General features: G+C 64.7%; 23 protein-coding genes. 11 read left to right on the top strand and 12 right to left on the bottom strand.

Annotated elements, in window-relative coordinates:
- Positions 1–8: 8 nt before the first annotated feature.
- Complete coding sequence (locus NXY83_RS09685; protein ID WP_258805881.1) at positions 9–1,196, bottom strand: thiolase family protein; 1,188 nt, start codon at positions 1,194–1,196, stop codon at positions 9–11.
- The gene (locus NXY83_RS09680) at positions 1,186–2,592 is read right to left on the bottom strand and encodes a class I adenylate-forming enzyme family protein (protein WP_258805880.1); all 1,407 of its coding nucleotides are present in this window, start codon (positions 2,590–2,592) and stop codon (positions 1,186–1,188) included. Before NXY83_RS09680 ends, NXY83_RS09685 begins: the two co-directional genes overlap by 11 nt.
- Before the next feature lie 59 nt (positions 2,593–2,651).
- On the opposite strand from NXY83_RS09680, the gene ypfJ reads away from it, so the two are divergent.
- Positions 2,652–3,533 carry a KPN_02809 family neutral zinc metallopeptidase gene (ypfJ, locus tag NXY83_RS09675; protein ID WP_258805879.1) on the top strand — a complete coding sequence of 294 codons (882 nt, stop codon included), beginning with the start codon at positions 2,652–2,654 and terminating at the stop codon, positions 3,531–3,533.
- A gap of 87 nt (positions 3,534–3,620) precedes the next feature.
- Here ypfJ and NXY83_RS09670 read toward each other — a convergent pair whose 3' ends face one another.
- The 6 genes from NXY83_RS09670 to NXY83_RS09645 all read right to left on the bottom strand — a co-directional run bounded on the left by NXY83_RS09670 (position 3,621) and on the right by NXY83_RS09645 (position 8,810).
- Positions 3,621–3,953, bottom strand: coding sequence for a metal-sulfur cluster assembly factor (locus NXY83_RS09670; protein ID WP_066275677.1), 333 nt, complete (start codon positions 3,951–3,953; stop codon positions 3,621–3,623).
- Between the two features lie 13 nt (positions 3,954–3,966).
- Positions 3,967–4,761, bottom strand: a complete 795-nt coding sequence (gene sufC / locus NXY83_RS09665; protein WP_258805878.1) for a Fe-S cluster assembly ATPase SufC — start codon at positions 4,759–4,761, stop codon at positions 3,967–3,969.
- Between the two features lie 79 nt (positions 4,762–4,840).
- Entirely contained in the window at positions 4,841–5,200 is a 360-nt protein-coding gene (locus NXY83_RS09660; RefSeq protein ID WP_258805877.1) for a non-heme iron oxygenase ferredoxin subunit, read from the bottom strand.
- Positions 5,201–5,224: 24 nt separating this feature from the next.
- Positions 5,225–6,511 carry a Fe-S cluster assembly protein SufD gene (sufD, locus tag NXY83_RS09655; protein WP_258805876.1) on the bottom strand — a complete coding sequence of 429 codons (1,287 nt, stop codon included), beginning with the start codon at positions 6,509–6,511 and terminating at the stop codon, positions 5,225–5,227.
- Between the two features lie 2 nt (positions 6,512–6,513).
- Positions 6,514–7,977: a Fe-S cluster assembly protein SufB gene (gene sufB / locus NXY83_RS09650; protein ID WP_258805874.1), complete on the bottom strand. Its 1,464-nt coding sequence runs from the start codon at positions 7,975–7,977 to the stop codon at positions 6,514–6,516.
- A complete protein-coding gene (locus NXY83_RS09645; RefSeq protein ID WP_258805873.1) occupies positions 7,977–8,810 on the bottom strand; it encodes a helix-turn-helix transcriptional regulator in 834 nt (277 codons plus the stop codon). The genes sufB and NXY83_RS09645 overlap by 1 nt, the downstream gene beginning before the upstream one ends.
- 115 nt (positions 8,811–8,925) lie before the next feature.
- Between NXY83_RS09645 and NXY83_RS09640 the strand changes: the two genes are divergently transcribed.
- The 4 genes from NXY83_RS09640 (at position 8,926) to NXY83_RS09625 (ending at position 12,099) form a co-directional block, all read left to right on the top strand.
- Positions 8,926–9,894 carry an ABC transporter ATP-binding protein gene (locus tag NXY83_RS09640; RefSeq protein WP_258805872.1) on the top strand — a complete coding sequence of 323 codons (969 nt, stop codon included), beginning with the start codon at positions 8,926–8,928 and terminating at the stop codon, positions 9,892–9,894.
- A 38-nt stretch (positions 9,895–9,932) separates the two neighbouring features.
- Complete coding sequence (locus NXY83_RS09635; RefSeq protein ID WP_258806155.1) at positions 9,933–10,691, top strand: ABC transporter permease; 759 nt, start codon at positions 9,933–9,935, stop codon at positions 10,689–10,691.
- 7 nt (positions 10,692–10,698) lie between these two features.
- Positions 10,699–11,643: a COX15/CtaA family protein gene (locus NXY83_RS09630; protein WP_258805871.1), complete on the top strand. Its 945-nt coding sequence runs from the start codon at positions 10,699–10,701 to the stop codon at positions 11,641–11,643.
- 66 nt (positions 11,644–11,709) lie between these two features.
- Positions 11,710–12,099 (top strand): class I SAM-dependent methyltransferase, encoded by a 390-nt coding sequence (locus NXY83_RS09625; protein ID WP_258805868.1) that lies wholly within the window; start codon positions 11,710–11,712, stop codon positions 12,097–12,099.
- 1,389 nt (positions 12,100–13,488) lie between these two features.
- On the opposite strand, the gene NXY83_RS09620 is transcribed toward NXY83_RS09625, so the two are convergent.
- Complete coding sequence (locus NXY83_RS09620; protein ID WP_258805867.1) at positions 13,489–14,448, bottom strand: heme o synthase; 960 nt, start codon at positions 14,446–14,448, stop codon at positions 13,489–13,491.
- 445 nt (positions 14,449–14,893) lie between these two features.
- Here NXY83_RS09620 and tkt point away from each other — a divergent pair, with 445 nt between their 5' ends.
- Genes tkt through pgl form a run of 6 tightly spaced genes read left to right on the top strand, consistent with a single transcriptional unit; the run spans position 14,894 to position 23,115 of the window.
- Positions 14,894–17,011: a transketolase gene (gene tkt, locus NXY83_RS09615; RefSeq protein ID WP_258806154.1), complete on the top strand. Its 2,118-nt coding sequence runs from the start codon at positions 14,894–14,896 to the stop codon at positions 17,009–17,011.
- Between the two features lie 27 nt (positions 17,012–17,038).
- Positions 17,039–18,154 carry a transaldolase gene (gene tal, locus NXY83_RS09610; protein WP_258805866.1) on the top strand — a complete coding sequence of 372 codons (1,116 nt, stop codon included), beginning with the start codon at positions 17,039–17,041 and terminating at the stop codon, positions 18,152–18,154.
- Positions 18,155–18,160: 6 nt separating this feature from the next.
- Positions 18,161–19,795 (top strand): glucose-6-phosphate isomerase, encoded by a 1,635-nt coding sequence (locus NXY83_RS09605; RefSeq protein ID WP_258805865.1) that lies wholly within the window; start codon positions 18,161–18,163, stop codon positions 19,793–19,795.
- A 14-nt stretch (positions 19,796–19,809) separates the two neighbouring features.
- A complete protein-coding gene (zwf, locus tag NXY83_RS09600) occupies positions 19,810–21,369 on the top strand; it encodes a glucose-6-phosphate dehydrogenase (RefSeq protein ID WP_258805864.1) in 1,560 nt (519 codons plus the stop codon).
- Positions 21,366–22,307: a glucose-6-phosphate dehydrogenase assembly protein OpcA gene (locus tag NXY83_RS09595; RefSeq protein WP_258805863.1), complete on the top strand. Its 942-nt coding sequence runs from the start codon at positions 21,366–21,368 to the stop codon at positions 22,305–22,307. Before zwf ends, NXY83_RS09595 begins: the two co-directional genes overlap by 4 nt.
- Positions 22,308–22,344: 37 nt before the next feature.
- A complete protein-coding gene (gene pgl / locus NXY83_RS09590) occupies positions 22,345–23,115 on the top strand; it encodes a 6-phosphogluconolactonase (protein ID WP_258806152.1) in 771 nt (256 codons plus the stop codon).
- Here pgl and NXY83_RS09585 read toward each other — a convergent pair.
- From NXY83_RS09585 to tpiA, 3 genes are all read right to left on the bottom strand, one after another.
- The gene (locus NXY83_RS09585) at positions 23,068–23,463 is read right to left on the bottom strand and encodes an RNA polymerase-binding protein RbpA (RefSeq protein ID WP_258805862.1); all 396 of its coding nucleotides are present in this window, start codon (positions 23,461–23,463) and stop codon (positions 23,068–23,070) included. The genes pgl and NXY83_RS09585 overlap by 48 nt on opposite strands.
- 131 nt (positions 23,464–23,594) lie before the next feature.
- A complete protein-coding gene (gene secG, locus NXY83_RS09580; RefSeq protein ID WP_258805861.1) occupies positions 23,595–23,849 on the bottom strand; it encodes a preprotein translocase subunit SecG in 255 nt (84 codons plus the stop codon).
- A gap of 50 nt (positions 23,850–23,899) precedes the next feature.
- Positions 23,900–24,715 carry a triose-phosphate isomerase gene (gene tpiA / locus NXY83_RS09575; RefSeq protein ID WP_258805860.1) on the bottom strand — a complete coding sequence of 272 codons (816 nt, stop codon included), beginning with the start codon at positions 24,713–24,715 and terminating at the stop codon, positions 23,900–23,902.
- Positions 24,716–24,810 lie beyond the last annotated feature (95 nt).

Genomic DNA, 24,810 nt, shown 5'->3' with positions numbered 1-24,810 from the left:
TGGAGCAGTCAGCCGTCCTGGAGGTGCAGGTACTGCAACAAAGCCGCTGTACCCATACCGCCGGCACTGCTGATCATGGCAAGTCCCAGGCTCCCTTCAGTGCCCGTGCGGCGCGCCTGGGCCAGCAGCCGCGTCACCAGGACAGCGCCTGACGCGCCATAGGCATGACCCAGGGCCAAGGCTCCCCCGTCCAGGTTTGCGCGTTCCTCCTCGATGCCCAACTGGTCAAGGCAGGCGAGCGTCTGGGAGGCAAAGGCCTCATTGAATTCGACCAGCTCCAGCTCATCGGCGGCCATGCCTGCAAGGGTGAGGACGTCGCGCGCGGCGGTGGCGGCACCAACACCCAGCACCGCCGGGTGTACACCCGCTGTCCCGGTGCCCAGCACCAGCAGTCCGTCCCTGGCCCCGAGTTCCTGTGCGCGCCGAACCGAAGTTATGACGACGGCGGATGCGGCGTCCGCGTCGAAGCAGGAGTTTCCAGCGGTGACAGTCCCCCCGTCCACGAAAACGGGCGGGAACCGCGCCATCACCGCTGAGGTCAGGCCACGCCGGGGACCGTCGTCCGCAGCAACAGTTGCAGTGCCGGTCTTCAACGGAACCAGCTCGCCGTCGAAATGCCCGGCTTTGGCGGCGGCGAGGGCCCGCAGATGGCTCCGCAGCGCGAAGGTGTCCTGGCGCTCCCGGCCAACGCTGAACTCTTGGGCCACGGTCTCCGCAGCCACACCCATGTCCGGGTCACCGAAGCTGGCCGGAACAAACTGGGCGCGACGGTAAAACTCGGGCCCGCCGTCGTCGTTCCTGTACGCGCGCAGGGGTGCAGTGCTGGTGCTTTCCACTCCCCCCGCCAGATACAGCGGGTTCCCGCCCGCTGCCACCAGCCGGGCGGCGAGGACGATCGCGTCCAGGCCTGAACCGCACTGGCGGTCCACGGTGATGCCGGGAACGGCGACCGGTAGGCCCGCCTCCAGCAGTGCCAGCCGGGCCACGTTGCCGCCCCCGCCCACGGCATTGCCTACGACCACGTCAGAGACAGCTTCCGGTTCCGCCCCTGCATTTGCCACGAGTTCCCGCAGCACGGGAGCCAAAAGCTCATGGGCACGCAGTTTGCCCAGGGCGCCGTTGGTCCGGCAGACGGGGGTCCGCCTGGCCGCGATGATGACCGGCTGCCGGTCCGGGGGAAGGAGCTCAGGCGCCAAGGTTCCGTACCCTGTGGTCTCGGGTCTTGATCCACTCCAGCAACAGGTTCCGGCTGACCTTGCCGCGGTCAGTGACGGGAAGCTCGGAAAGGACGAAATACTGCAATGGACGTTTGTCCCGGGCCAGGATGTCGTCCAGGCCCGCCCGCAGCTGTGTTGCAGTGATCCCGCCGTGGGACGGGATGACCCCGGCCACCACGCGCTGGCCCCGCAGGTCGTCGGGCATGCCGGCAGCCACGGCGGCCGCCACTCCGGGCACTGCTGCAAGGGCCAGTTCGACCTCGTGCGGATAGACGTTCTTCCCTGAGGTGAGGATCATGTCCGCGCGGCGGCCCAGGATATGCAGTTCCCCCGCTTTGAGATAGCCCTGGTCTCCCACCGTGAACCAGCCTCCGAAGGACCGCAGCGCCTGGCCGTCATCGCCCCAGAGGTAGCCGTTGCTGACCATGGCGCTCCGTACACAGATATTCCCCGATTCGCCGTCCGGGAGCGGTGCCCCGGCGTCGTCCAGGATCCGTACGTCCACGCCGGGAAAGGGACGCCCGATGCCGGTTCCGCCGACGGCAAGGGCCTGGCCGGCGGGCAGCCCCGTGCCGGACACAAAGCTCAGCTCCGAGGCGCCGTAGTACTCGAAGATGGTGGCGTTAGGGGCCCAGCGGCGCGCAGCTTCGAGGGTCCGGGCATCGAGCTTGGAGCCCGCGCAGATGATGGTGCGAACGCCGGACGCGTCAACACATCCGGCCAGGCCGCGCTCGCTGAGCATCCGCAGCATCGTGGGCACCAGCACCAACCGGGTGACCCGGTCATAGGTGATCGCGGCATGGACGGCGCCGACGTCGCAATTTTCGAGCGTCTGGAATTCGGAACCCGCGTAAAGGCACTCCGCCAGGGCATAAAGGTTCAGGCTGGCCGCCAGCGGTCCCGGCGCGAGGGTGACGTCGTCCTGCCGCAGGCCGAAAAACTCAATCGAGGCATCGAAGGACTCCTGCCAGGAACGCCGCGACCGGGTGAAGGCCTTGGGCACCGAAGTGGTGCCTGAGGTCAGGCCAATAAGGAACGTGCTGTCCGGCGCGCCGTCAGCCAGGGCGTCGTCCGGTGACACGGCGGCGGGCAGGGCCGAAGCCTCAACGCGATGCAGGATGTCTTCCTGCAGCTGGCTGGGCCAGGCGGGATCGAGGACTGCGCACTGGCGCCCACCGGCTACCGCGGCGGCGAACTTGATGGCGAAACCAGTGGAGTTGGCCTCGCAGAGGGCGGTTACCGATTTTGTTTCCGTGACCAGCGCGGCAGCTGCGTCCCGGAGTTCAGCCCAGGTCAGGCGGCGGCCGGCAACCACGACGGCGGTGTCATGGGGCCGTTCACCGGCCCAACGCTGGATTCTGTTGAGGAAAGGCATCGGATCAACTTTACCGGCCTGCGCGGATTGAGTTCCGGGGCCGAGGGTAATGTGACTTCATGAGTTTCAATGACAACGTTCAGCTGGACCCCTCGCAGGTCCAGGACCGGCGCGGCATGGGCCGCGGTGCAAAGGTTGGCGGCGGAATCGGCGGCGGACTCCTGCTGCTGGTTGCCGCACTCCTGGGTGTGAACCCGCAGCTCCTCGAGGGCCTGGCAGGGGGCGCTGCCCCGGCCCCCCAAAGCCAGGGCACCGCGCCGGCCTGCCGGACAGGGGCGGACGCGGACGCCCGCGTGGACTGCCGCATCACGGGTACGGTGAACAGCCTGAACGCGTTCTGGCCTGCATATCTGCAGCAGTACAACGTGCAGTACCCGCGGCCGAAGACGGTGATTTTCGATCAGGGGGTCAATACAGGTTGCGGCGCGGCTTCCAGCGCCGTGGGTCCCTTTTACTGCCCGGCCGACACCACCGCCTACTTCGATCCCGGCTTCTTCACGGAACTCGTGAACCGCTTTGGCTCTTCCGGCGGGCCGCTGGCCCAGGAGTACGTTGTGGCCCACGAATTCGGACATCATATCCAGAACGTCCTGGGAGACCTGGACCGGGCCCAGCAGGATCCGCAGGGCCCGGAGTCCGGCGCGGTGCGCGTGGAACTGCAGGCCGACTGCTATGCGGGACTCTGGGCCAAACACGCCTCGACCCAGCCAGGGCCGGGTGGCCAGCCGTTCCTGGAAGCACTCACCCAGCAGGACCTGAACGATGCACTGTCCGCCGCTTCCGCAGTTGGCGATGACCGGATCCAGGAGACAGCCACCGGGCGCGTCACTCCCGAAGCATGGACCCACGGCTCGAGCGAGCAGCGCCAGCGGTGGTTCTACAGGGGATACGAAACCGGTGACATCAACCAGTGCGACACCTTCTCCGCACCCGCTCTGTAGAGCGCCAAAGCGTTCCGCATTGATTACGACGACGGCGGGTCACCTTCCCCAGGAAAGGTAACCCGCCGTCGTCGTACTTTTTCGAACTCAGATATTGAAGCCGAGGGCCCGCATCTGGTCCTTGCCGTCGTCGGTGATCCGTTCCGGACCCCAAGGCGGCATCCAGACCCAGTTCAGGCGCCAGTCGTCCACAACGCCGTCCAGTGCCTTGCCCACCTGCTCCTCGAGTACGTCGGTGAGCGGGCATGCAGCGGTGGTGAGCGTCATGTCGATCAGCAGCGCGCCGTCGTCGTCTGAGTACTTCAGGCCATACAGCAGGCCGAGGTCCACGATGTTGACGCCGAGCTCTGGATCGATGACGTCCTTGAGAGCCTCTTCGACATCCTCGAGGCTCGTGCGGGCTGCGTTGATTTCTGTCATGACAAGTCCTTTACTAGGCCTGTACTGCGGCAGCTGCTGCGATGGTGGCCGCGCCGGCGCCCTTGGCGTAACGGTCGTAGCCTTCTTCTTCGAGTCGGTCGGCCAGCTCCGGGCCGCCTTCTTCGACAACCTGGCCGTCCACGAACACGTGCACGAAGTCAGGCTTGATGTAGCGCAGGATGCGAGTGTAGTGCGTGATGAGCAGCGTGCCCATCTTGCCCTCGGCGTGGGCGCGGTTGACGCCCTCGGAAACGACCTTCAGCGCGTCAACGTCCAGGCCGGAGTCGGTCTCGTCCAGGACGGCGAACTTGGGCTTGAAGAGCTCCAGCTGGAGGATCTCCACACGCTTCTTCTCGCCACCGGAGAAGCCTTCGTTGACGTTGCGCTGGGCGAAGTCGGCGTCGATGCGGAGCTGCTCCATGGCAGCCTTGACGTCCTTGGTCCAGGTGCGCAGCTTGGGTGCCTCGCCGTCGATGGCGGTCTTGGCGGTGCGCAGGAAGTTGGTCATGCTGACGCCGGGAACCTCAACGGGGTACTGCATGGCCAGGAAGACGCCGGCGCGGGCGCGCTCGTCCACGCTCATTTCCAGGACATCCTCGCCGTCCAGGGTGATGGAGCCGCTGGTGACGTTGTAGCGGGGGTGGCCGGCGATGGTGGACGCCAGGGTGGACTTGCCGGAACCGTTCGGGCCCATGATGGCGTGGGTTTCGCCGGTCCGGATGGTCAGGCTGACGCCCTTCAGGATTTCCTTGGTGCCCTGTTCCGTCTCAATGCTGACGTGCAGGTCCTTGATCTCAAGAGTAGACATGTGTCTTGTTCTCCTCTGCACCGTGCCTCCCGGCGGCGGTGCGGTCTCTGTCTGGAAGTTGGTTCGTAAATCTGTGGCGCTAGCTGAAGTTGGGCACTTCGGCGCCGTTGAGCACATTGGTGAAGTCCACATAGACCTCGTCACCGCGGATTTCGACGGCGAACACCGGCACGGGATCGTAGGCGGGCAACTGCAGCGGCTCGCCGGTGCGCAGGTCGAACTGCGAGCCGTGGCCCCAGCATTCGATGGCGCAGCCCTCCACTTCACCCTCGGACAGGGAGATGTCCGCGTGTGAGCAGGTGTCGCCGACCGCGTGGATCTCCCCCATGGAGTCCTTGACGATCGCCACCGGGTAGTCGTCGATCAGGATCCGCAGCGCCTGCTTCAGCTGGATATCATCCACTTTGCAGACAAGCTCGCCCTTTGGCTGGTCAGTCATGTGTAACCCCGTGCTCCGTAGCCTCTAGTTGTCCGTCAGTGCGAGCTCGTGCTCAACAGCCTCGGTCAGCCGCTCCTCGATGGAGGCGACGTCGATCTGCTGGATGATCTCGTTCAGGAAGCCGCGCACCACGAGGCGGCGGGCAACAGACTCGGGGATGCCGCGCGCCATCAGGTAGAAGAGGTGCTCGTCATCCATCCGGCCGGTGGCGCTGGCGTGGCCGGCACCCTCGATCAGTCCGGTCTCGATTTCGAGGTTGGGCACGGAGTCGGCGCGGGCGCCGTCAGTCAGCAGCAGGTTCCGGTTGGCCTCGTACGTGTCGGTGCCTTCGGCTTCCTTGCGGATGAGGACGTCGCCAACCCAGACAGCATGGGCGTTGCGGCCCTGCAGTGCGCCCTTGTACAGCACGTTGGACTTGCAGTTGGGCACCGCGTGGTCAACGAACAGGCGCTGCTCAAGGTGCTGGCCGGCGTCAGCGAAGTACAGGCCGAACAGTTCGGCCTGTCCGCCGGGGGCGGTGAAGCGGGCCGACGGCGTAACGCGGACCAGGTCCCCGCCCAGGCTCACCATGACGTGCTTGAACTTGGCGTCGCGGCCGATCTTCGCCTGCTGGGAGGAAGCGTGCACGGCATGGTCGTTCCATTCCTGGAGCGAGACAACCGTGAGGTTGGCACCGTCTTCCACGATGATTTCAACGTTTTCCGAGACCACGGCCGAGCCCTTGTGGTTCAGGACCACAACAGCCTTGGAGAACTTTTCGGCGACGATCACCAGGTGCTGGGCCGCGGCGTCCATGGACGTGCCTTCGATATCGACCGTGATCTCCGTCAGGGCCTCGAACTCCGAGGGAATGGTCACCACGGTGGCAGTTGCGAAGTTCTCCCAGGCGTTGGCGGAGACACGGTCCTCGGGGATGCCGGCGGTACCGATCCGCTGGTCGTCCCGGCCCACGCCCTCGACAAGGACGCCTTCCGGGCCCTTGACGATCACGGTCGGCGCCGTGCCGGACAGGACCTCGGAGTGCAGCCCGCGGAGGCGCTTCAGGGGAGTGAAGCGCCAGTCTTCCTCCATGCCGGTCAGCGGCTTGAAGTCGGCCAGCTTGTAGGAGGTCAGGCGGCCGGCGCGTGAGCTGTCCGGGACGCCTTCGCCGCCACCGTGCGAGTGGCTCTTGGCGGAAGCCCCGGCAAGCGGTGCCTTGGAACCTGCCGCGTTGATGGGCGAAAGGCTTTCGCCTTCTTCGGTGAAGCCGTCAATGAACGGCTGGGCTGAGGGCGCGCCGATGCGTGCCTTTTCAGTAGTGATTTCAGTCATCGTTATCCGACGGACCCTTCCATCTGCAGTTCAATCAGGCGGTTCAGCTCAAGTGCGTACTCCATGGGGAGCTCGCGGGCAATCGGCTCGATGAAGCCGCGGACGATCATCGCCATGGCCTCGTCTTCGCGCATGCCGCGGGACATCAGGTAGAAGAGCTGTTCTTCGCTGACCCGGGAAACAGTTGCCTCGTGGCCCATCACAACGTCGTCCTCGCGGATGTCGATGTAGGGGTAGGTGTCCGAACGGCTGATGGTGTCAACCAGAAGCGCGTCACAGCGGACGGTATTGGCGGAGTGCTTGGCGCCTTCGCGTACCTGTACCAGGCCGCGGTAGGCGGCACGGCCGCCACCGCGGGCCACCGACTTGGAGATGATGGAGCTCTTGGTGTTCGGCGCGATGTGGACCATCTTGGAGCCGGTGTCCTGGTGCTGGCCCTCACCGGCGAACGCGATGGAGAGGGTCTCGCCCTTGGCGTGCTCGCCCACGAGGTAGACGGCCGGGTACTTCATGGTGACCTTGGAACCGATGTTGCCATCGACCCATTCCATGGTGGCGCCCTCTTCGCAGATGGCACGCTTGGTCACCAGGTTGTACACGTTGTTCGACCAGTTCTGGATGGTGGTGTACCGGACGCGGGCGCCCTTCTTCACGATGATTTCCACAACGGCGGAGTGCAGGGAGTCCGAGGTGTAGATCGGCGCGGTGCAGCCCTCGATGTAGTGGACGTAGGAGTCCTCGTCCGCGATGATCAGGGTCCGCTCGAACTGGCCCATGTTCTCGGTGTTGATGCGGAAGTAGGCCTGCAGCGGGATGTCCACGTGGACGCCCTTGGGGACGTAGACGAAGGACCCGCCGGACCAGACGGCGGTGTTCAGCGAGGCGAACTTGTTATCGCCCACCGGGATCACGGTGCCGAAGTACTCCTGGAAGATCTCCGGGTGTTCCTTCAGCGCGGTGTCGGTGTCCAGGAAGATGACACCCTGCCTCTCAAGGTCCTCACGCAGCTGGTGGTAAACGACCTCGGACTCGTACTGCGCGGCAACACCGGAAACCAGGCGCTGCTTTTCAGCCTCGGGGATGCCCAGCTTGTCGTAGGTGTTCTTGATGTCCTCGGGCAGGTCATCCCAGGTGGCAGCCTGCTTCTCCGTGGAACGGACGAAGTACTTGATGTTGTCGAAGTCGATGCCGGACAGGTCCGCGCCCCAGGTGGGCATGGGCTTGCGGTCAAAGTACTTCAGGCCCTTGAGGCGAAGGTCGAGCATCCATTCCGGTTCGCTCTTCTTGTCCGAAATATCGCGGACTACCTCGTCATTGATACCGCGACGTGCGTTGGCGCCGGCATCGTTCTTGTCAGCCCATCCGTACTCGTAGTTGCCGATGCCGTGGAGCTCGGGATTCTTTTCCAGAATCTCCGAGATCACAGTGTTTTCGGCTACCGCTTTCTCTGATAGTTGGTCCGTCATCACGGCCTTTCTTGCTGCTGGTTGGTTACTTCATTCAGGCTGGCGGGGGCTGCCGGAGGCGGTTTATGCCCTCCGGCAGACAGCCTGCCTGTAGGAATATGGGTGGTGCAGACGTGTCCGCCGCGTGCAAGCGTGGACAGCCGGCGGACGTCCACGCCCACCAGCCTCGAGAAGACTTCGGTCTCCACGTCGCAGAACACGGGGAACCGGGCGGCGAGCTGCTGGATGGGGCAGTGGCCCTGGCACAGCTGCACGCTGGACAGTGCGGCCGGAAGCGGGGCCTTGGCCTCGATGGATGCTGCAGACGCGACGAAATTGTCTCGGCTCAGGGCGTCTGACAGTGCCTTGGCCCGGTCAGTGATATCCGGGCCGGCCTGTTCGATTTCCGGCGCGTACCGCCGTTCCATATCGGCAAAACGTTCGACGGCGAATGCCCGGACCGCGTCGGGCCCGGCAACTTTCTGCAGCTGCTGGAGTGCAAGGGCGGCGATGTCCAGATAGTCGTCGCCGAGGCTCGACTGGCCCTGGGAGCTGAGGACATACCGGCGGGCAGGACGTCCCGCCCCCGCCCCGGAACGCGCAACACGCTTGACTTCAATCACGCCCGCACGGGATAAATGGTCCAGGTGCCGGCGCACTGCGGCAGGTGTGAATCCGAGCAGGTCACCGAGTTCAGCGGCGCTCACGGGGCCATGTTCCAGGACGGCCGAAAGGACGCGGTCCCGGGTGCGATCATCCGCATCGGCCACCGGACCGGCGGCCGTGGGGCCCCGGTCTGCCGGGGCCTGTGAGGCCCCGTGCCCGGCAAAAGGCACAGCAGTAGCATTGCTCATGGAATACACAACACAATCATGTCGTAATTTAGTCCCCCGCTCCAGTAAGGACAGGCTGACCTCAGCAGCCGCTGCGAAGGACGGAGGGAAATACTACTTCCCGTAGAATACTGGGGTGCGTTCCCCCCAATCCCCCGTTCTGTCCATCCATGGGCTCGTCAAGGATGTCGGCCCGCTCGCCAGCCTGGACGGAAAGATGCTCCGCGTGGTCAGCGGTGTCTCACTCGTCGCTGAACGGGGGCAGGTAACGGCCCTGCTCGGTGCAAACGGGGCCGGAAAAACTACCACTCTCGAATGCGCACAAGGCCTCCAAAAGCGGAGCGGCGGCAGCATCTCGCTGCTGGGTCACGACCCTGCCACGGCAGGGGCGCAGCTGCGCTCCCGGGTAGGCGTGATGCTTCAGGACGGCGGGCTGCCGCCGTCGGCCCGGCCTGTTCCGCTGCTGCGGCACATTGCCGGACTGTACGCGCGGCCCTGGCCCGTGGATGAGCTGATCGAGCGGCTTGGAATCGACGCCTTCAGCAGGACTAGCGTCCGGAGGCTCTCCGGGGGGCAGAAGCAGCGCCTGGCCCTTGCCGCCGCTCTGATCGGCAGGCCCGAAGTCCTGTTCCTTGACGAGCCCAGCGCCGGACTCGACCCCCAGTCCCGGCAGCTGGTCTTCGACCTGATTTCCGGGCTGCGGGAGGCAGGGATGGGAATCATCCTCACGACGCATCTGATGGATGACGCCCAGCGGCTTGCCGACTACGTCTACATCATCGACGGTGGCCGCAATGTTGCCGAAGGAACGGTACAGGAGCTCCTGCAGAGGGACCCCTCCGCGGAAGCCGGTGCAGAGCACGTGCGGACGCTGGTGTTTGAGGCGCCGCCCGGGCTGGATCTTTCAGCAGTGCTGCCGGACAGCCTTGCTGTTACCGAAGCCAGGGCCGGCAGCTACTGCGTCACGGGCTCACTAACCCCCGGACACCTCGCAGCACTGGCTGCATGGTGGGACGCGAATGACATCATGCCCGCCTCAATGAGCCTGCAGGCGCGTAGCCTTGAAGACGTCTTTCTGGATATCTCGGGAAAGGACATCCGATGAAGCGCACTCCGGCCGGTGCTGCCCCCGGTACCAGCCTTATGGAATCCTCCGGCCGGCAAGAGCCCGCTTCCCTGCTCCGCCGAGTGATGCTGCAGGGAAAATATGAGGCATTGGCCATGCTGCGCAACGGCGAGCAGCTGATCCTGGCGGTGGTCCTGCCACTTCTTGCACTCGTTGGCCTGACTGTCACGCCATTCCTTGACGGGATGGGAGCGAGCCGCATCAACCTGGCCGTACCCGGCATCCTGGCCTTGTGTGCCATGTCCACGGCCTTCACCGGGCAGGGCATCGCCACCGGGTTCGACCGCCGCTACGGAGTGCTCCGGTTCCTGTCCACCACTCCCCTGGGCCGCGGCGGACTGATAGCCGGGAAGGCCATCTCAGTCCTGGCCGTGCTGTCCCTGCAAGTCGTGGTCGTCAGCGCCGTTGCCCTGGCACTGGGCTGGCAACCGCCGGCAGCAGGCTGGCTTCCCGGGCTGGCACTCCTCGCATTGGGCGCTGCCGCCTTCACTGCCCTTGGCCTGCTGGTGGCGGGTACCGTCCGGCCGGAAGCCACGCTGGCGATCACCAACCTGCTGTGGATTCTCCTTGGCGCACTGGGAGGCATTGTGATTCCGGTCGGAAGGCTTCCTGCCGCGGCCCAGGGACTGGTGGAGCTCCTGCCGTCAGGGGCACTGGGCGAATCCATGCGCGAAGCATTTCTCTCCGGCACCCTGGACGGTGCCGCCGCCCTCATACTGCTGCTCTGGACCCTTTTTGCCGGGGCAGCAGCCATCCGTTGGTTCAAGTGGAATTGAGATAATCGTGAGCACGGCTTCACGCCTTCCCCAACTGGCCGGCCGCCTGGTATCGCGGCTTCCCCGCACGGTGGACGTCCGCGTCCGGCGCCTTGCTGTAGCTTCGCTGATCGGGCAGACGCTGCTTATCGTGACGGGCGGGGCCGTCCGGCTGACTTCTTCGGGGCTCGGCTGCCCCACTTGGCCACGCTGCACGGACACCTCCCTGGTCAACACGCCGGAGATGGGCATCCACGGGTTCATCGAATTCGGCAACAGGCTCCTCACCTTCGCCCTGGCCGCCGTTGCCGCCCTCATGCTGGTGTATCTGTGGAACCTCCGCAAGGAGCGCAGGGACCTGTTCCTCCTGGCCTTGGGCCTTCTGGCCAGCATCCCGGCCCAAGCCGTCATCGGTGGCATCACCGTGCTGACAAACCTCAACCCCTGGGTGGTGGGCCTTCACTTCCTGGTGTCCATGGCACTCGTGGTGTTCGCGACGCTGCTCGTCAACCGGGCCTTCGGCAAGACCGGCCGGTTCCTCGCAGCGCGGCACCGCGCCCTGCCGGGAATCATGCGCCCGCTGACAACCGCCATCGCACTTTTCTCCGCCCTCGCCGTGATGCTCGGCGTCGTAGTGACCGGAGCCGGCCCGCACGCGGGCGATGCCGATGCTCCCCGAAACGGGCTGGACTGGGATCTTTTCTCCCACATCCACGCCGTTCCCGCCTACCTGATTACCGCCGGAACGGTGGTGGCGCTGGCGCTCGTGTTCATGCGCGGGATCACCGGGCCCTTCCGCACAGCGGTTCTGGGGCTCCTCGGCGTGACCGTGCTGCAGGCCGTTATTGGCTTCAGCCAGTACTACAACGGCATTCCGGCCCTGCTGGTGGCCGCACATATGCTGGGCGCCGCGCTGCTTATGGTCGCAGCCACCAACGCCTGGGACATCGCCAGGTCCAGCCCCGTGGAATAACGCAGCTGCACTGCTCTGGACTAAATTCCTCGCGGACGGGGGGCCGCCGTCGAAGGAATCGATCTGGTGCCATGGTTCATTGAGCAAGCAAAAGAACGCTTCCCCGGCACCCCGTTCCGTGTGGCCCCACTCATGAATCCGGGCGTCCCCGAAGATTATGCCTCCGGCATCCTGGCATGGTACTCACTGATCCACCTTGAGCCCGACCAGATGGCTTCCGCATTACAGAACCTGGCACGGACCCTGGCTCCTGGTGGACGTCTCCTGCTGGGTCTGTTCGAAGGGGACAAAATCGAGACGTTTCCTCATGCTGTAACGCCTGCCGACGCCTGGCCGGTGGAACAGTTCATCTCGATGCTTGCGGCTGCTGGCTTTGAAACCATCTCGACTGAGAGGCGCACTGACCCTGGTCATCGGCCCCATGCCGCAATCGGCGCAGGACTCGTGCGGGGTTAGGAGGGCGGGCGCCCTGGCGCGGCCGCGTGGAAAGATGGGGCAGACGCCATGTTTGGGGAAGCCCCCAAACCATGTGACGGTGAGCGGCGCACCTCAAGATTTACCCAATAAATCGTTCGGATGGAGAAACTATCTTCCTTTCGGCCCCGGATGCTTCCTATGGTGGGCTTACAAGCTCGTCCAGGGATTTTGGACGCCATGAATCTGCTGAAATCAGTAGCGGAAATGTTTGGGGGCGTTTGGACGGAACGTGGGGGCTCTATAGATGCGGTTGCTGTTGCGGTGACGCCTTCCACACGCCGGGGGCCGGTTCCCTCTCCTCCGAAGAAACCGCTGACAGTCTCGCCCCCGTTACGTACCCGCGGACGTGAACACGAAGTGCAACGACTCCTCCGCGATCTTGCCGTCCTCGCAGCCACGCACAAACCGTCAGTCCCGTAACCCCGCAGTCTGATGGAAACGGTTCCACCGGGCGGGCCTCACTTGAAAAGCCACGAGCCATCCAACGGAGGTTCATACCCCCGTTTCCGCCTCCGCCATTTCCGCAGCAGGATGATGAAAGGCCAAAGCAGCAATTGCACAACCCCCGCTGCCATCAACAGCACAACTAAAAGCACGATGACCGGCGCGTAGAGAAGGAACACTCCAACGCCTGTTGCAATGTACCCGAGTATGAACCCGAGGATCGCCCCGGCATCCATAAAAGCTCCCAAGAACTGATCACCCTCACGGATGATGACTATTGAATTTATACTGCACCCACCGCCGGTTATCCCCCAGGAAGGCGAGGTGGGGGCCGACGACGGCTGGGGGCGGTACATGCGGTCTCAGACATGCACCCTCGCCGCCGGCCCCGGTCTCCATGCCCCGGCAGGAGCCGGAAATTCGGGTATCTCCCGAGCCAGCAGATCCGGTCATAACCGGGTCTGTCGCACCACAGTAAGGCACACGCAACGCTGGACACACGAGTACTGACTACCTGTTTTCAGGTCCCGTGGTACTCATCAAGGCGTCTCCGAAGCACGGCATTTTATGGTCCGGGAAGTGGGGGAACCATCGCCGAAAAGGGAGCCACTCACAACAGGGAAACTACTCCCTGGAAACGGGCTCCACATGTTCGTTTCGTTCCGGGGCCTTCGAAACCCGCCTTTTCAACCGAACGGGAGCGAGGGTCAAAGCAAGCGAAATTGTGCCCAGCCACAGTCCAGCGCTGAGCAGAACAAGCGCAACGCTCCAAAGCGCACCCATCATGCCAGTCTAGGCAGGCATCAAAGTGAGCCGGGGAGACCCGCCGGTACGCAGGAAAAGCCCTCCATCAGCCTGCAGCCAGCCGGTACACCGGCACATGCGGCAGTGGGCAAGCGTATCGGTGCCGGGAGCGGGCGAAGCCTAGCCTGCCATGGCGGCCGGGCCGACGAACGGGTCAACAGCCAGGGCAATGAACAGCAAGGTCAGGTAGCTGATGGAGCCATGGAACACCTTCATGGCCCGCTTGTCGGAGATGTCCTCGCGCTGGGCCCGGTTGTACAGCGAGTGCGACTCGTAGAGGAACCAGGCACCGGCCAGGACTGCCGTAACGGTGTAGACCCAGCCCGCCCCGCCGGCCGGAACCATAAGCAGCGAGCAGGCCACCATGGCCCAGGCGTACAGAACCACCTGGACCGAAACCACCTTGGCGCCGGCAATGGCACCGAGCATGGGTACCTTGGCGTTGCGGTAGTCCTCGCCGTAGCGCATGGACAGCGGCCAGTAGTGCGGCGGCGTCCACAGGAAGATCACCATAAAGAGGATGATGGCCGGCCATTCGACGGTATTCGTGACTGCCGCCCAGGCGATCAGCACCGGGAAACAACCGGCCGCGCCGCCCCACACGATGTTCTGTGCGGTCCGGCGCTTAAGGATGATCGTGTAGATCACCACATAGAAGAAGATGGCACCCAATCCCAGCCATGCCGACAGCGGGTTTGCCCCGAACCACAGGATGGCGATGGCGGCAGCGCCCAGGAGCCAGGAGAAGACCAGTGCTTCACGCGGCGTGACCTCACCCGTGACGAGGGGGCGGTTCTCCGTGCGGTGCATCAGCTTGTCGATGTCCCGGTCGATATAGCAGTTGAAAGCCCCGGCGCTGCCGGCGGCGAACGCGCCGCCCACCAGGGTGGCCAGGATCAGTCCGATGGAGGGGAAGCCCCGTTCGGCGTAAATCATGGTGGGAAGCGTGCTCACCAGCAGCAGTTCGATCACACGCGGTTTGGTGAGGGCGAGATACGCCTTGGCCTTACGGGCAAACCCGGCACTTGATGCCCGGGATGCGTTCAGCGGCGTATCTGTTGTGCTCACGGTGGCAGTCACCCGTTCTGTGTGGCAGTTGTGTCTGGCGGTGCAGCTACGGACGGCTGGAAAGGTCCGCTGCCCGGCATTGGCCTCCGAATATCATACCGCGCCGATACCCTCCCACCGGCCGCCTCATATGCGCACTTGATCGCTCGAACGCCGATTCGAGCAGATTAACTCAGCCTCACTTCAGGGTGGTTCATAAAAGGCGAAATTGCGTCCAAAACGTGAGATTTGCGCCGCCCTGAGAATGGAATAGAGCTAAGCTGTCACCAGATCAGCACGCAGCAAGGAAGCAGTGGAAAACGCGTTCCCGGACTGGCCAGTGGCTGAGTGATAGATCAACGTTTCGATGGTGAACGGCTGGTACACACCGCAGCGGGCGCCACAAAGCGCGCCTTTAACCGGATCCGGTGTGCCGCCTGCCATCAGCACAGAGAGGGGCCCGGTTTTCGTGCCACATTTGGAAGAGCAAGAACTGTCTTGGACCGACCTGGATCAGCGCGCGGTGGATACCATCCGCGTGCTGGCTGCGGATGCCGTGGAGAAGGTTGGCAATGGCCACCCCGGAACGGCGATGAGCCTGGCTCCGGCCGCGTACCTGCTCTTCCAGAAGCTGATGCGCCACGACCCGCGGAATCCGGACTGGCTGGGCCGTGACCGGTTCGTCCTGTCCCCCGGCCACACTTCGCTGACCCTGTACATCCAGCTGTTCCTTTCCGGCTATGGCCTGGAGCTGAAGGACCTGCAGGCGCTGCGGACCTGGGGTTCGCTGACCCCGGGCCACCCTGAGTACAAGCACACCGCCGGTGTGGAGATCACCACCGGCCCGCTGGGCCAGGGCCTTGCTTCTTCGGTGGGCTTCGCATACTCCCAGCGCCGGATGCGCGGCCTGTTCGACGCCGACGCCGCCCCCGGTACCAGCCCGTTCGACCACACCATCTGGGTCATCGCGTCCGACGGCGACCTCCAGGAAGGCGTCACGGCCGAGGCTTCCTCCCTGGCCGGGCACCAGGAACTGGGCAACCTCGTGGTGGTCTACGACGAGAACCACATCTCCATCGAGGACGACACCGACATCGCCTTCACCGAGGATGTCCTGAAGCGCTACGAAGCGTACGGCTGGCACGTCCAGCGGGTGGACTGGACCAAAACCGGCGAATACAAGGAAGACGTCCAGGAGCTCTACTCGGCGCTGCTCGCCGCCAAGGCCGAGACGTCCAAGCCCTCCATCGTGTCGCTGCGCACCATCATCGGCTACCCCGCCCCGAAGAAGCAGAACACGGGCAAGATCCACGGTTCCGCGCTCGGCGCCGAGGAAGTCGCGGCACTGAAGGAAGTGCTGGGCTTCGATCCGGCCAAGTCCTTCGAGGTTGACCAGGAAGTCCTGGCCCACGCCCGTTCCGTGGTGGACCGCGGCGCGGCCGCCCGCAAGGAATGGGAAGAGTCCTTCAACGCCTGGCAGGCGGCCAACCCTGAGGGCGCATCCCTGCTGCAGCGGATTGAGGCCAAGGAACTGCCCAACGATGTTGACGCGGCACTGCCGGTCTTCCCGGCCGGCAAGGACGTCTCCACCCGCGCCGCCTCAGGCAAGGTCCTGAACGCGCTCGGTCCCGTCCTGCCGGAGCTGTGGGGCGGCTCGGCCGACCTTGCGGAGTCGAACAACACCACCATCGAGGGCTCGCCGTCCTTCGTTCCGGCGTCGAAGCAGACCGATGCCTGGAAGGGCAACCCGTACGGCCGTGTCCTGCACTTCGGCATCCGTGAGCACGCCGCAGCCTCGATCGTGAACGGCATCAGCCTGCACGGCAGGACCCGCGCGTTCTCGGGCACGTTCCTGATCTTCAGTGACTACCAGCGCCCGGCCATCCGCCTCGGCGCGCTGATGGGCGTCCCGTCCCTGTATGTCTGGACGCACGACTCCATCGGGCTGGGTGAAGACGGACCCACCCACCAGCCGGTGGAGCAGCTCGCCTCGCTGCGCGCCATCGTCGGCCTGGACGTGGTCCGCCCCGGTGACGCGAACGAAGTAGCAGCCGCATGGAAGACCATGCTGGAAAACCACGCCAACCCGGCCGGCATCGTCCTGACCCGCCAGAACATTCCCACCTGGGAACGCGGCGAAGGCGAGGCCGACGGCGACACGTTCGGTTCCGTTGCCGGCGTCGCCAAGGGCGGCTACGTGCTGGCCGAAGCGGCTAAGGACGGCTCCACCGTCGAAGCCGATGTCATCCTGATCGCCACCGGTTCCGAGGTCCAGCTGGCCGTTCAGGCCCGTGAAGCCCTGCAGGCCGAAGGTATCGCCGCCCGCGTTGTGTCCATGCCCTGCGTTGAGTGGTTCAACAAGCAGGACGCCGCCTACCGCGAGTCCGTCCTCCCGTCCGCGGTCAAGGCCCGTGTCTCCGTCGAAGCAGGACTTGCCCTGGGCTGGAAGGAATTCGTCGGCGACGCCGGCCGTTCCGTCAGCCTTGAGCACTACGGCGCTTCCGCTGACTACAAGCGCCTCTTCCAGGAGTTCGGCATCACGGCTGAAGCAGTAGCCGCGGCCGCCAAGGACTCCCTCACCGCCGTTCAGGCCTAACCACCAAATTTTCAGGAGATAAAGACAATGACTACTCCCACCCAGCAGCTCTCCGACGCCGGAGTTTCCATCTGGCTCGATGACCTTTCCCGCGGACGCCTGGACACCGGCACGCTGGCCAAGCTGATCGAAGAGAAGAACGTGGTCGGTGTGACCACCAACCCGTCCATCTTCCACGCGGCCATCACCGCCGGCACCGACTACGACGCCACGATCGCAAAGCAGGCAGCAGCCGGCGCCAGCGTCGAGGACACCATCTTCGAGATCACCACCACCGACGTCGCTGACGCCTGCGACCTGTTCGCACCCGTGGCAGCAGCCACCAACGGCGTGGACGGACGCGTGTCCATCGAAGTTGACCCCCGCCTGGCCTGGGACGCCGCCGGCACCATCGCCGAAGCCCAGCACCTGTACAAGAGGGTCAACAAGGACAACGTCCTGATCAAGATCCCGGCAACCCTCGAGGGCCTTGAAGCGATCACCGCCACCCTGGCAGAAGGCATCAGCGTCAACGTGACCCTGATCTTCTCCCTGGAACGCTACCGCGCCGTCATCAACGCCTTCCAGGGCGGCCTGGAGCAGGCCAGGGAAAACGGCCACGACCTGTCAAAGATCCACTCCGTCGCCTCGTTCTTCGTCTCCCGCGTTGACAGCGAGATCGACAAGCGCCTCGACGCGATCGGCACCGAGGAGGCCAAGGCACTCAAGGGCAAGGCCGGCCTGGCCAACGCCCGCCTGGCCTACCAGGTCTACGAAGAACTCTTCGCCACCGAACGCTGGGCCCTGCTCGCCGAAGCAGGCGCACTCCCCCAACGTCCCCTGTGGGCCTCCACCGGCGTGAAGGACCCGGCATACCCGGACACCCTCTACGTCACCGAACTCGTCGCCCCCGGCGTCGTCAACACCATGCCCGAGAAGACCCTCGACGCCACCTTCGACCACGGCGTCATCACCGGTGACACCGTCACCGGCACCTACGCCGAGGCCAACAACACCCTCGACGCACTCGACGCACTGGGCATCTCCTACAACGAGGTCGTCGCGCTCCTTGAATCCGAAGGCCTGGACAAGTTCGTGGCCAGCTGGAAGGAACTCCTCGGCGACGTCGAGGGCGCCCTCGCCTCAGCACGGAAGGCTTCCTAGTCCCCTATGAGCACTCTCAGCTACGACGCCACCGGCGCTGCCCAGAAGGCACTTGAACAGCACATTCCCGCCCTCATTGAGGACCGGATCGCCACCCGCATTTTCGCTAAAGACCACACCCTGTGGGGTCCCGACGCCGAAGCCGAGTCGGCAATCCGCCTCGGCTGGGTGGAGGCGGCCACGGTTTCGCAGCCGCTGGTCAAGGACATCCTGGAACTCCGCGATGCCCTCCGGGCTGAAGGCGTCACCCGTATCGTGCTTTGCGGCATGGGCGGTTCGTCCCTTGCCCCGGAGGTCATCGCCGGTACTGCCGGCGTCGACCTGACCGTGCTGGACAGCACGGATCCCGACCAGGTCCGCGCTGCCCTTGCTGACCGGCTGGCGGAGACCGCCATCGTGGTCTCCTCCAAGTCCGGCTCCACTGTAGAGACCGATTCCCAGCGGCGTGTCTTCGAGAAGGCATTCAGCGATGCCGGCATCGACGCCGCGAGCCGGATCATCATCGTCACGGACCCTGGTTCCCCGCTGGACAAGGCATCGCGCGACGCCGGCTATCGGGCCGTCTTCAACGCCGACCCCAACGTCGGCGGCCGCTTCTCCGCACTCACGGCCTTCGGCCTGGTCCCCTCCGGCCTTGCCGGCGTGGACATCCAGGGATTCCTTGACGAAGCAGAGGAGGCCGCCGAAATCCTCAATGACGATGCACCCGAGAACATCGGCCTGGCACTTGGAACCGCGCTGGGTGGAACCAACCCGCTGCGCAACAAGATCGTCATTGCCGAAGACGGCTCCGGCATTGTGGGCTTCGCTGACTGGGCCGAACAGCTCATCGCCGAATCCACCGGCAAGCTGGGCACGGGCGTCCTGCCCGTCGTCGCCGGGCCCGCCGCACCCGAGGTCAGCTCCGGAGCGCCGGACGTCCTGGTAGTGCGGCTGGTAGCCCCTGATGCCGACGTCGAACTCGGCGAAAACGAAGTAGCAATCGCCGGCGGCCTTGCCACGCAGATGATGGTGTGGGAATTTGCCACCGCTGTTGCCGGGCGCCTGCTGGGCATCAACCCGTTCGACCAACCGGACGTCGAAGCCGCCAAGGTGGCGGCCCGGGGCCTGCTGGACGCACAGCCGGAGCCAACCCGCGCAGCATTCGTGGACGGTGCCATCGAGGTCCGCGGCGGCGACTGGCTCGGTGATGCAGCTACTGCAGAGGCCGCCGTAAAGGCGTTGCTGGGCACGCTCGAAGCAGACAGCTACCTCAGCGTCCAGGCGTACTTCGACCGCCTGGCGTTCCCCGAACTGGAAGGCATCCGTGACGAGCTCGCAGCTGTCAGCGGCCGTCCCGTGACCTTCGGCTGGGGACCGCGTTTCCTGCACTCCACCGGGCAGTTCCACAAGGGTGGGCCGGCTATTGGTGTGTTCCTGCAGGTCACGGCTGCTTCGGCAGAAGACCTTGCCATCCCGGACCGTCCCTTCACGTTCGGCGAACTGATCGCCGCGCAGGCCGCAGGTGACGCCCAGGTCCTGAGTGAGCACGGCCGTCCCGTGCTCCGCCTGCACCTGACCAACCGGGCCGCCGGCGTGGCACAGCTGCAGGACATCATTGCTGAGCTGTCCGCCAGGTCAGCCTCCGTTACCGAAAGCTAAGGCACAGAAGCAACATGCCAGAAACTGAATACGGCAGGAAGTCACCGGGCCGGGGCGGTAATCCGTTGCGGGATCCGCGTGACCGCCGTTTGAACCGGATTGCGGGTCCGTCGTCGTTGGTGCTCTTTGGGGTGACCGGTGATTTGGCGCGGAAGAAGTTGATGCCGGCGGTGTATGACTTGGCGAATCGTGGGTTGTTGCCGCCGAGTTTCGCGTTGGTGGGGTTCGGGCGCCGGGGGTGGAGTGATGAGGATTTCGCTGCTGAGGTGAAGGCTTCGGTGCAGGCGTATGCGCGGACGGCTTTTGATGAGGCGGTGTGGAACCAGCTCTCGGAGGGGATCCGTTTTGTCCGGGGTGAGTTCGACGACGATGGGGCGTTTGAGCGGCTTGGCGAGACGATCAAGGAACTCGATGATGTCCGTGGCACGCGGGGGAACCACGCGTTTTATTTGTCGATTCCGCCGAAGGCGTTTGAGCAGGTCTGCCGGCAGTTGTCCAAGCATGGTTTGGCGCAGGCCGAGGGTGAGAAGTGGCGCCGGGTGGTGATTGAGAAGCCGTTCGGGCATGACCTGGCCTCGGCCCGGCAGTTGAACGATATTGTCGAATCGGTGTTCCCGGCCGATGCGGTGTTCCGGATTGATCATTACCTGGGCAAGGAGACGGTGCAGAACATCCTGGCTTTGCGGTTCGCGAACCAGTTGTTTGAGCCGTTGTGGAACGCGAACTATGTGGACCATGTCCAGATCACGATGGCTGAGGATATCGGTACCGGTGGCCGGGCAGGGTATTACGACGGTGTGGGCGCGGCGCGGGATGTGATCCAGAATCACCTGCTGCAGCTGCTGGCGCTGACCGCGATGGAGGAACCTATTTCGTTCAACGCCGATGATTTGCGGGCGGAGAAGGAAAAGGTCCTCGCGGCGGTGAAGCTGCCGGAGGATTTGTCCACGCATTCGGCGCGGGGGCAGTTTACCGGCGGCTGGCAGGGTGGGGAGCAGGTCCAGGGTTACCTGGAGGAAGAGGGCATCCCGGCCGATTCGACCACCGAGACGTTCGCGGCGGTCCGGGTCGATATCCATACCCGCCGCTGGTCCGGGGTCCCGTTCTACTTGCGTGCGGGCAAGCGGCTGGGCCGGCGGGTGACGGAGATCGCGGTGGTGTTCAAACGCGCCCCGAACCTGCTGTTCCGGGATCACAGTGATGATGACTTCGGGCAGAACGCGGTGGTGATCCGGGTCCAGCCCGATGAGGGTGTGACGATCCGGTTCGGGTCCAAGGTCCCGGGCACGCAGATGGAAGTCCGGGACGTGACGATGGACTTCGGCTACGGGCACTCGTTCACCGAGTCCTCCCCGGAGGCGTATGAGCGGCTGATCCTGGACGTGCTGCTGGGTGAGCCGCCGCTGTTCCCGCGGCATGAGGAAGTGGAGCTGTCCTGGAAGATCCTTGACCCGTTCGAGGACTACTGGGCGTCCCTGGACGAACAGCCCGAACCCTACGCCCCGGGATCCTGGGGCCCGGCCTCCGCTGATGAGCTGCTGGCCCGTGACGGACGAACCTGGAGAAGGCCATGATTGTAGATTTGCCGGACACCACCACCTCCAAGGTCTCCAAGAAGATCATGGCCCTGCGCGACCAGGGCGGGGTGATCGCCCTGGGCCGGGTCCTGACCCTGGTGGTGGTCACCAAATCCGGGCTCGAGGAAGAAGCGATCGAGGCCGCGAACGAGGCCAGCCGGGAACACCCCTGCCGGATCATCGTCCTGGCCGACGCGGGCAAGGACAACGCGGACCGGCTCGACGCCCAGATCCGGGTCGGCGGGGACGCCGGCGCCTCGGAGGTGATCGTGCTGCGCGGCTACGGCCAGCTCGCGCACGAGTCCGAGTCCCTGGTCGCGGCGCTGCTGCTCCCGGACGCCCCGATCGTGGCCTGGTGGCCACACGGCGCCCCGGAAAACGCCTGCGAAACATCCATCGGACGGATCGCGCACCGCCGGATCACCGATTCGGCCAACGAACCGGACCCGCAGGCGGCCCTGGAAAACATCCGCGCCACCTACAAAGCCGGCGACACCGACCTCGCCTGGACCCGCCTGACCAACTGGCGGATCCAGCTCGCCGCCGTCCTGGACCAGGTCGACTCATCCCCCGTCACCGCCGTGGCTGTCGAAGGCGCCTCGGACTCCCCGTCCACCATCCTCCTGGCCGCCTGGCTCACCCTCACCTTGAACGCCCCCGTCACCATCGTCGCCGATCCCGCCGGCACAGGCCTTCGCCGCGTCCGCCTCACCCGCCCCGGCGGCGACGTCCAGCTCTTCCGGCCTGGGCTCTCCGTCGCCGAACTGACCCAGCCGGGACAGCCTGCCCAACGCATCTCCCTCCCACGCCGCAGCCTCCGCGACTGCCTTGCCGAAGAACTCCGCCGCCTCGACCCGGACGAAGTCTTCGGTGAAGTGATTACTATTGGACTGCCACGTACCAATCTAAGGAGCGTCCGTCCAAGTGAGCGTTGAGCCAAGAGTAAGCATCCATCCTGATTCATCCGTCCTGATGGCGGCCATCGCGGCCAGGTTGATTACCAAACTGGTGGACGTGCAGGACAAGTACGGAGAAGCCACTGTGGTGCTGACCGGGGGCACAGTGGGCATCGGTACATTGAAGGCTGTTGCGGACTCTCCGGCAGCTCCCGCCGTCGACTGGTCAAGGGTCAACTTCTGGTGGGGTGACGAACGGTTCGTGGGCTCCGATGATCCGGACCGGAACACAAAGCAGGCGTTCGAGGCGCTGCTCTCGCATATCCCGGTGGATCCGGAGCGGGTACACCAGCCGGGTTCCTCTGATGATTTCGGCAGCCCGGAAGAGGCTGCGGAGGATTATGCCCGCCGCCTCAGGGAAGCCGCGGCCGAGGAGCATGCTGCGGACATGTCCGATGACCGGCCTGAGGAACCTTCGGCACTGCCCCGGCTGGACGTTGTCCTACTTGGTGTGGGGCCGGACGCACACGTGGCTTCGCTCTTTCCCGAGCAGGCAGGGATCCGCGAGAAGGAACGCACGGTGGTGGGTGTCCGCAACTCCCCCAAGCCGCCGCCGCTGCGGGTTTCGCTCACCCTGCCGGCCATCAATACGGCCGCCGAGGTCTGGATGGTGGTTGCCGGCCAGGACAAAGCCGGCGCAGTCGGGCTTGCCCTGGCCGGGGCCAACCCTGTCCAGGTGCCGGCAGCAGGTCCGCGGGGAACGTCCCGGACCTTGTGGCTGATCGACGAAAACGCAGCCTCACGTGTCCCGCATCAGCTCGTCCGGAAGGACGCCGCGGGCGCGTAGCCTTTCAAGCGCTCTGGCCAGTACGTCTTCGGCGTCCTGGCCGGAGCGCCGTTCTTTAACGTACTCAAGGTGGCTCTTGAAGCCATCGTCAATCTCGTCGGCAACCATCGCTGCCTGGCCGTCCCTTGACGCCGGGGCACCGCACCGCCGGCAATCCCACACCAGTGGGATCTGGTCCTCGGGAAGTTTGAGGAACACGGGCTGGGTCTCGTGTCCCTTGGCACACCAGTAGGACACCCGGATCCGCGGCGGGGCGCTCCCGTGGTCTTCGTTGGACTGGAGGCTGGATCGTGTTCCTGCCGTTACCCCTGCCCTGGTACCGCGAAGGCCTGATGCTGGATGGACCACCGGAACTCCTGACTCGAAATGCCTTTGGTTTAAACAAAAACTGTGGCTGTCGGGAACCGACAGCCACAGTTTAGTTGGCAGATCCATGCCGCGGGAGTACCGGCCGGAACCCCTGCCTCAAGCGTTGATGATCAGGAGTCCCCGCCACTGAACCGCATGATCAGGCCGAGGGCGATGATCACTAGACCCCAGGTGACCCCGAGGATGACGGTGAACCTGTTCAGGTTGCGCTCCGCCACGCCGGAGGAGCTCAGGCCCGAACTCATGCCGCCGCCGAACATGTCCGACAGCCCGCCGCCCCGTCCTTTGTGAAGGAGGATGAGAAGCGTCAGCAGGAGGCTGGTGACGCCCAGGAGGATCTGCAGAATGACATGAAGAACGTCCACGACGGCCTTTCAGGAAGTTGGAATTGCGGGAGTGTGCGCAGCGGGACGGACTAGTCCGTCACCAGGTGACTCTCGAACCTGACAATATTAGCAAACTCGGCGGGATCGAGGCTCGCGCCACCCACCAGGAGGCCGTCCACGTCACGTTCCTGCAGGATCGCCGCGGCATTGTTGGCCTTGACGGAGCCGCCATAAAGGAGCCGGGTTTTGGCTGCAACATCGGCACCGAAGAGCGATCCGAGTTCCGAACGGATGGCGGCGCACATCTCCTGTGCGTCCTCCGGGCCGGCCACTTCGCCGGTGCCGATGGCCCAAACGGGCTCGTAGGCGACCACGAGTTCGGCTGCCTGCTCGTTGCTCAGGCCGGCAACACCGGCCCGAAGCTGCTCCAGGGTGTGGTTCACGTGTGCTCCGGCCTGGCGGATCTCCAGCCCTTCACCGACGCAGAGGACAGGGGTGACACCGTGCTTGAAGGCGGCCTTGACCTTTGCGTTGAGGACTTCGTCGGACTCGTTGTGAATGGTGCGGCGTTCGCTGTGTCCCACCAGGACGTACTTGCAGCCCAGCTTGTTCAGGAACTGGCCGGAGATGTCGCCGGTGTAGGCACCCGAATCGAACTGGGAAAGGTCCTGGCCACCGTAGGCGATGTCCAGGTCGTCGCCCTGGACAAGGGTCTGGACGCCGCGGAGATCAGTGAACGGGGGGAAAACAGCAACCTCGACACGGCTGTAGTCGTGCTTGGCATCGGAGAGGGTCCAGGCCAGTTTCTGCAGGAGGGTGATGCCCTGCACGTGGTCCATGTTCATTTTCCAGTTGCCCGCGATGAAGGGCTTGCGGTCAAAAGCGCCATTCGTTGACGTAGTCACGTATTCTCCAAAAAGTTCTTGATAAGTGTTCGGCCGGCAGGCTGCTGTGGGCAACCTGCCGGCCGGAAGGACTGGTCAGTCAGGTACTGCTACCG

This window comes from Pseudarthrobacter sp. NS4, from assembly GCF_024758005.1.
Taxonomy (GTDB): Bacteria; Actinomycetota; Actinomycetes; order Actinomycetales; family Micrococcaceae; genus Arthrobacter.
This window is presented reverse-complemented; position numbering and strand designations above follow the sequence as displayed.

What these genes read in the sequence shown, in the direction of transcription:
- NXY83_RS09645 (WP_258805873.1), bottom strand. Translation starts at nt 8,810, where the DNA reads ATGAGCAATGCTACTGCTGTGCCTTTTGCCGGGCACGGGGCCTCACAG.
- ypfJ (WP_258805879.1), top strand. Translation starts at nt 2,652, where the DNA reads ATGAGTTTCAATGACAACGTTCAGCTGGACCCCTCGCAGGTCCAGGAC.
- sufB (WP_258805874.1), bottom strand. Translation starts at nt 7,977, where the DNA reads ATGACGGACCAACTATCAGAGAAAGCGGTAGCCGAAAACACTGTGATC.
- NXY83_RS09605 (WP_258805865.1), top strand. Translation starts at nt 18,161, where the DNA reads ATGAGCACTCTCAGCTACGACGCCACCGGCGCTGCCCAGAAGGCACTT.
- NXY83_RS09660 (WP_258805877.1), bottom strand. Translation starts at nt 5,200, where the DNA reads ATGACTGACCAGCCAAAGGGCGAGCTTGTCTGCAAAGTGGATGATATC.
- NXY83_RS09635 (WP_258806155.1), top strand. Translation starts at nt 9,933, where the DNA reads ATGGAATCCTCCGGCCGGCAAGAGCCCGCTTCCCTGCTCCGCCGAGTG.
- pgl (WP_258806152.1), top strand. Translation starts at nt 22,345, where the DNA reads ATGGCGGCCATCGCGGCCAGGTTGATTACCAAACTGGTGGACGTGCAG.
- NXY83_RS09595 (WP_258805863.1), top strand. Translation starts at nt 21,366, where the DNA reads ATGATTGTAGATTTGCCGGACACCACCACCTCCAAGGTCTCCAAGAAG.
- NXY83_RS09670 (WP_066275677.1), bottom strand. Translation starts at nt 3,953, where the DNA reads ATGACAGAAATCAACGCAGCCCGCACGAGCCTCGAGGATGTCGAAGAG.
- sufC (WP_258805878.1), bottom strand. Translation starts at nt 4,761, where the DNA reads ATGTCTACTCTTGAGATCAAGGACCTGCACGTCAGCATTGAGACGGAA.
- sufD (WP_258805876.1), bottom strand. Translation starts at nt 6,511, where the DNA reads ATGACTGAAATCACTACTGAAAAGGCACGCATCGGCGCGCCCTCAGCC.
- NXY83_RS09680 (WP_258805880.1), bottom strand. Translation starts at nt 2,592, where the DNA reads ATGCCTTTCCTCAACAGAATCCAGCGTTGGGCCGGTGAACGGCCCCAT.
- tal (WP_258805866.1), top strand. Translation starts at nt 17,039, where the DNA reads ATGACTACTCCCACCCAGCAGCTCTCCGACGCCGGAGTTTCCATCTGG.
- zwf (WP_258805864.1), top strand. Translation starts at nt 19,810, where the DNA reads ATGCCAGAAACTGAATACGGCAGGAAGTCACCGGGCCGGGGCGGTAAT.